The organism is Streptomyces sp. ISL-36, assembly GCF_018614205.1.
GTDB lineage: Bacteria > Actinomycetota > Actinomycetes > Streptomycetales > Streptomycetaceae > Streptomyces.
This window is the reverse complement of sequence record NZ_JAGGOS010000020.1, coordinates 17,218-28,501: the sequence shown is the minus strand read 5'-3', so window position 1 is coordinate 28,501 and position 11,284 is coordinate 17,218. Positions and strand designations below refer to the sequence as shown.

Annotated in this window: 7 protein-coding genes; all 7 read right to left on the bottom strand. The window is 66.3% G+C overall.

What is annotated here, in order from left to right; genetic code table 11:
* The coding region (locus J7E93_RS05690) for a hypothetical protein (protein WP_215066148.1) at nt 1–643 on the bottom strand (643 nt) is incomplete at its 3' end.
* 4 nt (nt 644–647) lie between these two features.
* Nucleotides 648–974: a hypothetical protein gene (locus J7E93_RS05685; protein ID WP_215066147.1), complete on the bottom strand. Its 327-nt coding sequence runs from the start codon at nt 972–974 to the stop codon at nt 648–650.
* Between the two features lie 80 nt (nt 975–1,054).
* Entirely contained in the window at nt 1,055–1,366 is a 312-nt protein-coding gene (locus J7E93_RS05680; RefSeq protein WP_215066146.1) for a hypothetical protein, read from the bottom strand.
* On the bottom strand, nt 1,363–2,418 hold the full coding sequence (locus tag J7E93_RS05675; RefSeq protein ID WP_215066145.1) for a major capsid protein: 1,056 nt from the start codon (nt 2,416–2,418) through the stop codon (nt 1,363–1,365). The genes J7E93_RS05680 and J7E93_RS05675 overlap by 4 nt, the downstream gene beginning before the upstream one ends.
* Before the next feature lie 14 nt (nt 2,419–2,432).
* Nucleotides 2,433–2,843 carry a head decoration protein gene (locus tag J7E93_RS05670; RefSeq protein WP_215066144.1) on the bottom strand — a complete coding sequence of 137 codons (411 nt, stop codon included), beginning with the start codon at nt 2,841–2,843 and terminating at the stop codon, nt 2,433–2,435.
* A 126-nt stretch (nt 2,844–2,969) separates the two neighbouring features.
* A complete protein-coding gene (locus J7E93_RS05665) occupies nt 2,970–3,650 on the bottom strand; it encodes a hypothetical protein (RefSeq protein WP_215066143.1) in 681 nt (226 codons plus the stop codon).
* Nucleotides 3,651–4,595: 945 nt separating this feature from the next.
* A complete protein-coding gene (locus J7E93_RS05660) occupies nt 4,596–10,469 on the bottom strand; it encodes a DNRLRE domain-containing protein (protein ID WP_374105359.1) in 5,874 nt (1,957 codons plus the stop codon).
* Nucleotides 10,470–11,284: the final 815 nt, after the last annotated feature.

Here is an 11,284-nt window from a genome sequence, read left to right as displayed (position 1 = left end):
CAACCGAAACGGCGAGGTTAAGGGTTCCGGCGTTGTAGGCGACGGCGCTCTTCGCAAGGGTGGCGGCCTCCGCCCAGACGTGTACCGGCACCCGGGCGCCGTTGCGGTAGACGACGTGGGTGAGCTGGTGCTCGGTGGCGAGGCGGCGGGCGAGGCTGCGCGCGGCCTGCTTCGCGGTCATGTTCCCCGCGGCCAGCAGCGGTACTTCGCGGCGGGCGGCCTGGCGCACGGCGCGGTAGAAGCGGTTGGCCATCCTCTCGGCCTCTTGGGAGCGGCGCAGGAAGTCGGCGTAGGAGTCGGAGGCGAGAGCCTGGAGGGCGTCGCGGTGGAAGAGGGTCCAGGTGAAGGTGGTGCCCAGGGCCTCGGCCGTGGCCCGCGCGCCTTCTTCGTAGAGGTGGGGAAGCTGTCGGCGGATGAACTGAGCGGCCTCCTCGTCCACGCGGTGGCGGAAGTCCGCGATGGCCTGCTTGAACTCCTCCAGCGTGGCCGTGGTGGCTTCGGCACGCGGCGTGTCGGCGAGCTGGGTGAGGACGGCGCGCTGCTTGTCGGCGAGTCGCTGCCAGGCGTCGTCCAGGACCGCGGCGACCCGCCGCGCGATCTCGTCCGGGTCGCCTGGCGTCAGCGGAGGCCACTGGTAGGGCACCCGTCTACCGTCCTCTGCCGTAGGGGATCAGGGGCGCGGTGACGAGGTCGACGCTCGCTTCGCCGGCGGTCGGGTCGTCCGGGGCAATGAGTTCGGCGAGGCCGGCGAGCTGCCGTTCGAGGCCCACCAGGTTCTGGCTCTGGTCGATGGTGACTACGCCGTCCACGGTCATGCGCAGCGGGTCGGCCAGCAGCGCGGCGCGGCGCTCGGCGAGGACTTCGGCGGCGACGGCGCGGGCGCGGCCGAGGCGCGTGTATCGGGCGGCGAGGTCCTGTTCGTCGGTCGTGACGCCGAGCTGCGCGCGCAGCCAGGCCAGGAGGGTCGGGTCCACGGGTGCTTCCCTGGGTACGGGTGTCCGCCCGCGCTCGGCTGCGGCGCGGGCGGACGGTGGGAGAAGGTCACTGGGGGCGCTCAGGCGCCGGGCTCGGGAGTCTTCCGTCGCCGAGCGGGCGCCGGGCGCTTGGGCTCCGGCTCCGGCTCCGGCTCCGGCTCCGGCTCCGGCTCCGGCTCCGGCGTAGGGTCCCCGCCCGCCGGCGCGTCCAGGTCTTGCGGCTCGGAGGACGGCTCCTCGGCCTCCGCCTTGGGGTCGTCCTCCCAGGCGTCGGGATGGGTGATGAGCGCGGCGACCACGTCTTCGGGTTCGTCGCCCGGCAGGAGGACCACCGGCTCGTGGGTCTCCGGGTGCGTCAGGTGTACGGCGGCGTGCAGGCGGCGCCCCGTCACAGCACCTTCGCCACAAGGTGGGCTCGCGGGTCGTGCATGACGGGCATCGCGGACGCGTTGACCTTGGTCCAGATGCGGATCGGGTCCGAGTCGATGTCCCGGGTGATGACGATGCCGGGCGCCTCCTCCTTCTCGATCTCGGGGTTCTTCCCGGACGACAGGACGATGCTGTCCGCGTTCAGGCCCCACTGCACGTTCGCCCACTTCTGCCGCTGGGGCGGAACGTAGATGTACCGGTCGTCGGGGATCGGCTTGATCCAGGTGCCGTCGACCCGAACCTGTCCCTTGTAGATGCGGACGGGCGGCAGGCCGTACTCGATGCGCACGCTGTTGACCTGGCTGGGGGTGAGCGAGCTGGTCGGCGTGGTTGAGGGGTTGACCGAGCCGTAGTACGCCGCCCGGTACGCGTTGTTGCCAGCCCACGTATTGATCACGCGGCGCGAGGTCAGGGCGAACTCGGGATCCGGCGAGCCGATGTCCTCGAGGTACTGGAGCCAGGCGAGTTCGTCGCGGATCGGGTCCGAGGTCGGGTCCGACCAGACCTTCGGGGCGGTGGGGGTGTTCTCGGCCGGGACACCGAAGTCGACCTCGGTGATGTAGTTGTTCTCGTTGACGGTCAGCTTCCCGTCGAGGAGGACGTCGGCGGCCGCCAGCTCGATACGGCCCTTGGTCGCCTCGGCGTGCCGCTCGGTGTCCGAGTACAGGTTGTTCACCAGCCGCTCGGCATCCGCGCCACGCTGCATCTCGTCGAGGATGATCTCCTGCTCGCTGACCGTGAGCTTCTGCGAGATGACCGGCAGGCCGCCCTTGCGGGTGGTCTCCCACGCCTCACGGGTCGCAAGCGGCGCGCTGGCGTCGTACGCCCGGAACTTCGCCGCGATGACGTAGCGGCCGGAATCCCGGATCTCCCACATGGTGCTCTGGAGCATGAGTGCGGGGAACACGGCGCTGTCGCCCGTGGTCAGCGTCCACTCGTCCGGCGTCGGTACAGCGCGGGCGAAGACGGTCAGGTCGCGGGTGGTGACGTCCTTGATCAGGTCCTGGAGGGTCATGGTTCAGCGGCTCCTTACACGTACCGGATCAGGGCGTTGGACGTGACGGCATCGGCGGGGTTGAAGCCGCCGGGGACCTTCGCGGTGCGCACGGTGCCGTGCCACAGCAGCGCGGCCGGCACCTTGGTGGCGGTGGGCGCGAATAGGGTCTCGGCGAGGACGAATCCGGCGAGGGTCTGGCGGCCGTCGGCGGCGGCCTTGTCGAAGGGTCCGTACAGGCCCGAGGCGGTGATCTTGCCGACCGGCACGCCGGACTTGAAGAGGCTGTACGGCTGGCTGGTGTCGGTCGACGGCACGTAGTGCGTGCCGCTGGTGAACTTGGTGATGTCGAGCGTGATGGTGTCGGTGTCGTCGGTGCCGTGTCGGCCGCCGAGCCACTCGGTGTTCGCCGTGACGCTGCGCTGCGTCGTGATCGGCTGAAGCATGACGGTGCCCCTCCCAGGGACGCGATGGCGGGTGTCCGCGCGCTCACCTTCTGGTGGCGCCGTCCACGAAGCGGGAGGGGCGTGGTCCCCTGGTCCGGCATTGTCCCGCCGGTGGGAGTGGATCGGTCAGCTGGTGATGTAGCCGCGTCGGCGGGCCATGTCCAGGCCCGCAGCGCCCGGCTTCGGCGGTGTGGCGTTGCGCGAGGGCGGGCCGCCGGCGGGCGAACCGCCCGGCGCGGGTGGGGCGGCCACCCGCCCGGTACCGAACAGCTCCGGACGCCGTTCCGCCAGCTGCTCGGCCGCCGCGGCGACCGTCTCCTCGTCGGCGTCGTCCTGACCGTCCAAAGCGCGGTCGATCAGCAGGACGGCGTCGTCCAGGTCCTCACCGGCGGCTCCGAGACCGGCGAGGGCGGCGCGCCGGATCGCAACCCGTTCCCGGGAGACGGCCTGCGCCTCGCGGGCTTCTGCCGCCTGCAGCTTCTCCTCGACAGCCTGTTCGCGGCGTTCGACCTCGGAGAGCGCGGCCCGCTCGGCGTCTCGCGTCGCGGTGACGAACTCCGTCAGCTTCTCGGTGTCGCTGAAACCGAGGCCGTCGAGGAGCTTCTTCACGGCGGCCCGGCCTCCCTGGGTCTTCTCCCGGGCGAGCAGCCGCGACAGGTCCTCCTGCGTGACCTCACCGGTTCCCGGGTCGTCGTCAGGCTTGCTCGGGTCGTGCTCGGGCGAGGCGCCCAGGATCGGGTAGATGGGCCGCCCGTCACGGCGGTACCCGACCGGGTCGAGCGGGTTGGGGAGCGAAGGGCGCGTCATGCGTGAACCATCCAGGTCTCCAGCGCCCCCACGCCGAAGATCAGTCTAGCAATTCGACGGAGTGGTCCGTTTCGTCGTGGGGCAGTTACTTGGTGCGCGAACACCGATGTGTCAGCTACTGCCCACCTGAAATGGCGGAACATGTCCGCGAGGGACCGCCTCAGAAGGGCTTGGGTGTCAGCAAGGTTCTTGAGCTCCTCGTGGCCGGACCGGAAGACCTCGTACGCCCCTGAACTTGAGGTCTCGGTCGGCAGCGACGATCTTTACTTATCTGCCAATTAATCTTCTTCGAGGTGGCCATCGGTCGGGTGACTCTATGAAGCGCAAGGAGCGAGGCCTCCTGGGCTGCCGATCGAGATGCCTGGCGTCTCAATCGCGCTGCTCAGGGACCTCGTTCGTCACCCTGGAACAACAACACTCAAAAAAACCCAGTCAACGGCGAGAATCATTCCAAGACTCGGTCAACTGGTTCAGCTGACCGTCGAAACGGCGATTGAATAGGGACATGAGAGCCTGCGGACGCAGGCGTTCTCCACCAGCGGTACGAACGACAACTTGACGGATACCACAAATGGAGTGCACTTCGATTCCCATGACATCTGCCCAGCTAATCCTGCATTGCCTTCCGAAACCGAAATAGAGCACAAGGTGTTCGGGGGTAATCCTCACACCCTTGGAGCGCGGCAATATGAGCGAAGCGAAGGTGCCGATGACAGCGCCTTGAATGCAAGTTCGCAACTCATCGGCTGTCAGCGGATCACCTGCCCACCGTAGCCCCAGATACAGGAGAACCACTCCCATAGCAAATCCTATAGCAATTGGGGTCACGACTTGAGCTCTCGTCACACGGAATTCGAGCCCTTCACCTTGATTTCGCATACCATCGCCTCATGCAATAGGGCGACGTCGGGGCGTCCGACAGGGGACGCCCCGACGTCGAGCCGGTTACTTCCTACAGTTCTTGTTGCTCTTTCTTACGTTGCCAGGCCTTGCCCAGGTGAAGAGATATCCGGGGCCGACGGTAGCTCCCATCTCCCAGGTGAAGCAGCCGCCTCTCTCGTTGGCGGCGTTGATGTGGTGGACCGACCACCACGTGTAGGCCCATGCAAGTGCTGTGCACGCACCGGCCGCGACGGGATGGATGAGCTTAGAGCACATCCATGCCTCCACCAGTGCCGCGCCGACAGGACCCATGGTGCCTATGTCTTCCTTCAGGACCTTGGTATGGAAGCGCGTGACGTAGAACTTGCACCAGAACTTGTAGCCGTACCACTTCCAGTTCGTCCCGCACTTACGGACCCATGCCATTCGGCCGTCGAGGTCAAATTGGTTTGTCGGGTCCTGGTTGGCGTAGTCGTAGGCCGTGGCAGAACCTCCGTACACCGGGTCGGCGCTGAGGAACCGGCCAGTGGTCGGGCTGTACATCCGTGCGCCCATCAGTATGGTCCCGGACAGCGTTTCGGACGAACGCAGATGGCCGCCGAGCCATCCGTAGCGCCCGGTCTGCTGTCCCGCGCGCGGATTTCCGTATTCGTCCGCATCCGCGGCGATGGGGGCCATGGACTGGTCGAGCGGGAGCGACAGGGCAACGTCCCCATGGACATTGGTGAGCTGCAGGACCACGTTGCCGATGTGGCCGGTTGTGGCCGCCAGCTGGCCCGTCGAAGATGTGACATTGCGAGTGATCGCGCCAGTGGCCGTATCTTCGGTGATCCAGCGGGGATTGTCGCCGTCGTTGCCGTAGTGGTTCACCTTGGAGCTGGTCTCGGACCAGCTGGCCCCATCGTCCGTCTCGATCTTCCACGATCGGTAGCGGAGGCCGGAGTCCAGCTGCCACGTCTGACGACGTGTGCCTGCGGTCTGCTGGTAGGCAAGATCGTTGGCGTAGTAGCTGGTGGCGCCATCCGGGGTAGTCGTAGTGCGGCCCAGGCCGTCGTACGTGTATCCGGCGCCCGTGATCCGGTCCGCACTGTCGTACGTGAACGCGGTGGTAGTGCCTCCCGTAGACGTGCAGGCGCCGCCGGCCCCGGCTACGGCCTGTGTGAGCGCGGTGCGGTTGCTTCGGCTGTCGAACGTGTAGGTCCGGCGGGTGCAGGCGGCGCCAGCAGAATCGTCGACGCTCTTCAGCCGACCGATGGCGTCGTAGGCGTGAGCCTGGTAGGACCATCCCGAGTGGGTGGACACTTGGCCATGGCCCGTCAGCGTGACGAGATCCTCGTAGACGATCTCGCCGTCGCTGTCCCGCGTATAAGTGCGGGAAGTGGCAGCGCCTGTGGAATCGTTGTCTATCTGCAGGGTGTATCCACCCGGCAGCTTCTCCGTGGTCACCAGTCCATCGGCGTTGTACGACGTCCGGGTGGTGCCAGCGATCGAGTCGGTCGTTGCCGTCGCCATGCCGCGAGGCTCTGCCGCGTGGTCGTAGACGATGGTTGTGGTCGACGGCGCGTTGTCCGTGATTTTGACTGGGCGACCGAGGAGGTCGTACTCCGTGGTGGTGATGCCACCGTCGGCATCGGTGTACGAGATCTGCCGGCCGAGCTTGTCGTAGGTCCGGGTCAGGGTTCCGCCGGTCGGGGAGGCCGTCTTCACGGGGCGCCCAGTGGCCGGGGCGTACTCGGTGGTCGCCTCAGGTACCGCCTGGCTGTTTCCTGCCGTGCGTGTGGTCTTGGTCGGCCGACCAGCCTCGTCGTAGGTGGTCGTAGTGGTGCGAGTGGTGCCGTTCGCGGTCTCGGTGACCTTGGCCGGGTTTCCCCACACGTCGTATTCGGTGGTCGTGGTGGGCAGCTGCGTCGGGTTGGCCCCGCCTCCAGTGATTGCTCCACCTGGGCTTGTGGAGCAGACTTGGCCCGCCCACTCAGGGCGCCCCTGGCAGGTGCCACTTCCAGTTGCCGACCAGTATGTGATCACACGGGTTGCCGCGTCGTTGCCTGTGGCCGCGGGCAGCAACTGCTTGATGACCCGGCCGTCGGCGTCATACTCGGTCTTCTCCGTGATGGCCAGGCTGGCAGGGTCCTTGATCTTCTGAGTGGCAAGACCCTTCGCCCAGTCGTAGACGGTCTGCGTCGTGCGGGTCTCGCCGTGCACTGCGGGATACTCAAGCACCTGAATGCCTGTGACGACCTTGGTGATCTGGTCCTTCAGCAAGGCATCTACGGGGCGCCCTTCGTCGAACGTGTTGACCGTCCAGGACCGTGCGCTGATGGAGGCTCCGGCCGGAGCGAGGACTTCCGATCCAGACTTCAGGTCGGCTGCCAGGTCGACCTTGTTGAGCGGGCCGAACTCCTCCCTCAGACGGATGCCACTGGTGTCGTATACCGACGTGGTGGACAACAGGGTGGCACGCTCAGCGGAAGTCAACTGCGAGATCCCCAGCCTCTCCTGCTGTGCCCTGTCCTCTGCGGTGAGACCGAGCGCAAGTGCACGGTTGGCGGCAGTGAGCTGGCGGATCGTGTTGCCGAACTGGTCATCTTCCCGGGTGGCAATGTGACCGCCGGGGGCCACCGTGTTCACCTCTTGGCCGGACGTCTCGAGATAGTGCACACCGGCGCGACGATAGTCGGCTGAGGTGAGAGCAGCGCCAGTGTGGGCGGCGGGGACACTGTCCGGCGGGAAGATGGCCGTGGCGTCGGTGGGCAGGTCGAGCTGCCCCCAGGCCTGGACATCCGCGGCACCCATGGCGTAGGGCGCATTGGGACCGGTCAGCGGAACATCGTAGACAACCGAGATGGACGCAGTACCTTCCGGCACGTCTGCACTGCCTTGGGCGAGTCCGGACCGAGATGCCTTGAGCAGCATGCCCTCACTCGCAATGGAGGCACTGCCTGCCTTGCCGTAGGTGAAGGTCCAGGGCAGCTCGCCCGCGGGGGTGTATTCAGTGACTCGGCCAGCCGAGTCATAGGTGTACTCGGTCTTCAGCGACGGGCTGATCTGCGGATTCCAGAGCTGGCGCATCCTTCCAGCCGCGTCGTACCTGTAAGTGACGACAGGCTTTGCGGTCGCGGCATCAGATCCGGGTTCGGTTGCCCAGATGCGAATCTCCTTGACCTGGCCATCGAAGTCGCCAAAGGCAAGATCGGTTGCCGTAGTGGAATGCGCGTACACGTACTCCAGCACGCGACAGCCCTTGGTGCTCGGTGTCGACAGGCACGTGCCCGCGCTCACCGCCGAGGTCGGAGCGGCGACGCGCTTGGGGCGCGCGTACGTTTCGCTGCCGACGACGACCGTCTCGGAGAGCAGCGTGGTGGTGGAGTTCTCCAGGCCCTCCTGCGTGATGGTGGAGACCTGCCAGGAGGCGACGGCCGGATCGGTCTTCTTGAAGGTGGTGGCGGTGCCTCCGTTGTCGGTGAGGGTGAAGGAAGTCGTCACGCTTCCGGTGAGTACGAGCTGCTCTGCTCCCGGCTCTGGGGTCCAGCCGTTCTGCGCAGCGTTCGCGGTGAAGTGGATCGAGTCGCCATTGGTCGTGACAACGTCGACGGCTGTGTCTGACACCCGGCGAACGTAGGTGTAGTCGGATTCCACTCGCTCTGCGGTTACGCCGGAGACCCACTCCTTGCCGAAGATGGCTGCTTGGCCGTCCTGCTGGGCGCCCGCGTCGGGGATGCGTGATGAGGAAGTCCGGGAGACCGACAGGCCGAGAGCGGCTATGTCGTCGCCGGAGAGGGCGAAGTCACCAGTCAGCAGGTTGAGTGTGCCGGGCCCGATCTCGTCGGAGTCTGCACCCTCGGCGTTGCGGTCCACGGTGATGGTGCTCATCGGCGAGAACACCAGTTCAGTACCGTCGGCGAACGCGGCGCGGACGTCGATCGGGCCGTCTTCAGCCAGCGTGTCGGTGACGTTCCAGGCCAGTCCGGCTGGCCTGCCGTTGATGACCGGCACGGGCCACTTCGAGATGGGGCCGCCGTCGGATGCTTGTCGTACATCGGCGACGGGCACATTCTTCCACGTGTCCGTCTCGCCTCGGCGGTACTGGTAGGTCACACCGGTGTAGGTCGACTGACCTTCAGCGGTGAGATCCAACCGCCGTGCCGGCCGCTCGCCTGCCTCTGGGGTCAGCAGCGCGGCACCCGAGCCAGCGTAGAACACATAGGACGACTGCGTCGAAGCATTGCCAGCCGCGTCCACGGTCCGGGCAGTCACCGTGTGCTTGCCAGCCGCAAAGGCCAGAGGCCTACTGACGGCAGCTCCGGTTGTCGCGACGGATACCCAGGCCGACGCCCCGTCCAGCTTGTACTCGACGGCAGCCACGTCGTTGGTCGGCGGCGCGAAGGTGAACGAGCCAGAGAAGTTGCCTGACGCGTCAGGTGTGCCGTGCCAGGTGTTGGCGGGGAAGTCCCCCGAGGAGACGGCGGTCGTGCCGGGCTTGGTTGTGTCGACGGTGAAGTAGTAGCTCGGGGTCCAGTTTGACCAGGAATTTCCGTCGTAGATACGGCCCTTGTACCAGTAGGTATGGCCGTTGATGAGCTTGCCCGCCGGCACGGTGTGCGAGACCGTCTTGCCCTGAACCGGATCCTCGGTCCCGGAGTCGTACACCTCTAGATTCGTCGAGCCCTCCCACAGCTCCCACTTCGAGCGCAGGAAATAGGTTTCGCTGTCACTGGCGGTGTAGGAGAGGGCCGGCGTCGTAGACGTCGTCCAGTTCTTGCCCGCGTTCGCACGGCCCGGAGTGGCGGTCATCGGATTCCCCGCAACGGGGATCGTGTTGTACGTGACCGACACGTACGGCGTGTTTGAGGCCGCGTTTCCCGAGTTGAACCGCTTCCACGAATACGGGTCAGACTCGGTGGTGGCCCGGATGCCCATGGCGTTGCTGCCGTTGCCGTTGGCGGCCCAGGCGGCGGCAAGACTCTTGATGTCCTGGGATACCCAACCGTCCGCGCAAGAGGACGAGAACCCCTTCGTCGCGGTGGAGGTGGCCCACTTGTTGTTCCAGTTCGGCTGCGCAGTCCAGCGGGTGCTGCTCGAGGCATGCGGGGTATCCCACACCTCCCAGCTGCTGGGGGTGCAGGACCACGAGTGGTAGTTCCACAGGTTCAGCTTCGCGCTCAGGATCTGCTTGCCGGTGATCTGCGCCATCGGGAAGTGCAGGAACGAACGCGCTATCTGCCCCGACCCGTTGTTGCCGAGCTTGAGTTCCGTCGACGTCGACATGTCCGTCGTATAGCCCTGTTGCACGAACGTGTCGAAGCTTGCGCCGATATTCACCGCCGGGTCGACTGTCACCGGGAACTTAGTCTCTGGGTCGGCAAGGAAGGCCGCGTCCGGAGTCAGAGTCAGGTCGACCGAGTCACCGTTCTGCGTCACCTTCAGAGCGACATCGGCCCGCCGGGTGTGCTCACCAGACTGCGGATCGACGTATGCGTCCCACATCAGGGGAGCGGGAAGGACCCCGACCTGCTTGCCGGACTCGGTGTCCAAGAAGGACACCGACCGATCCTCGTTCGCCCGGGCCGTGATGCCCTTGGCGTTCAGCGTCAGCGTGACCGAACCGGTCGCGTCGATCGCAGAGCGGTCCTTCAACTCCAAGAACTGTTCGAAACCCGTGCGCGTCGACTCGATGACCAGGTCCGTCGCCGTCAGCGTGTTCGCGTACCGCGCCATCGTGCCCGACAGCACCGGCTCCGGCAGCACACCGCGCCATGCCAGGTCCAGCGCCTTGCCGTCGCCGGCGTCCAGCGACACCAGCGGCACGGGAGCGGTCTGTGCCTCACCGGCATCACCCGACGCCATCACTCGCGCGGCCTGGGCGGCAGGCGTCTTGCCTCCCAGCCTCAGCCCAAGGGGATGGTCCCTCGCGACCACGGAACCGTCCGCAGACTTCATCAGGTTGACGTCAACGTTGCGCCACGCGCCAGTTACCTTGTCGCGGAACCTGATCGGACCCGACGCAGCATCCGTCGTCACCGTTCCATCCGGATTCGCCCACGTCGTCGACGATTCCGTCCGCTCCGCCAGGGCCTCCATCGGCTTGCCCGACAGGCGGGCCGCCACCTGAGCTGAGAGCAGGTCCGCCGCCTCAGTGGCATAGCGGGGTGCCGGATCGCTAGCAGCAGGAAACGCGGCCGGCTGCAACGGAAGGGCAGCTGCCTGCCCTGAGGCCCCAACCACGACGACCCCTTCGGCCGCCAAAACGCTCGCAAGCGTAAGCGCGATACGCGACAGAGCGTCACTTCTCAGCCATCTACTCCGCACCCAAGAGCGCGGAAGTCTGCGACTACTCACAGTATGTGATTCCTCCCCAGAGCTGCTCGTGCAGCCCGTGAGGGCGGATCATACGAGAGATCGAATAAGGATGCGATCGACTGAAGATTCTACTGGTGGGATACGGCTTCCCATCGAGCCGTATGCACCCCCGCCGGCCCCGAGGTTCAATGTCAGCGCCGGGGCGACTGACCACTCTTAGTGACGTATTCGACCCCGTTCGTCGCCCCAGTGGACCCTCCGTCCCCGGTGTTTATGATCATTTTCAGCCAAACAGATGTGTTGAAGTGCTGGATAACCCACCACGTGCCGCGCCTCTACCAGTCGCGGCCCCTACAGCCCGTAGGGCGCGTCTTGGTGCAGAAGGGGCGCGCACGGTCAGTGGCACAGGAGACCCTGATCCAGTCCCCCAGCGGCGCTGCTGACCGCTGGGCTGC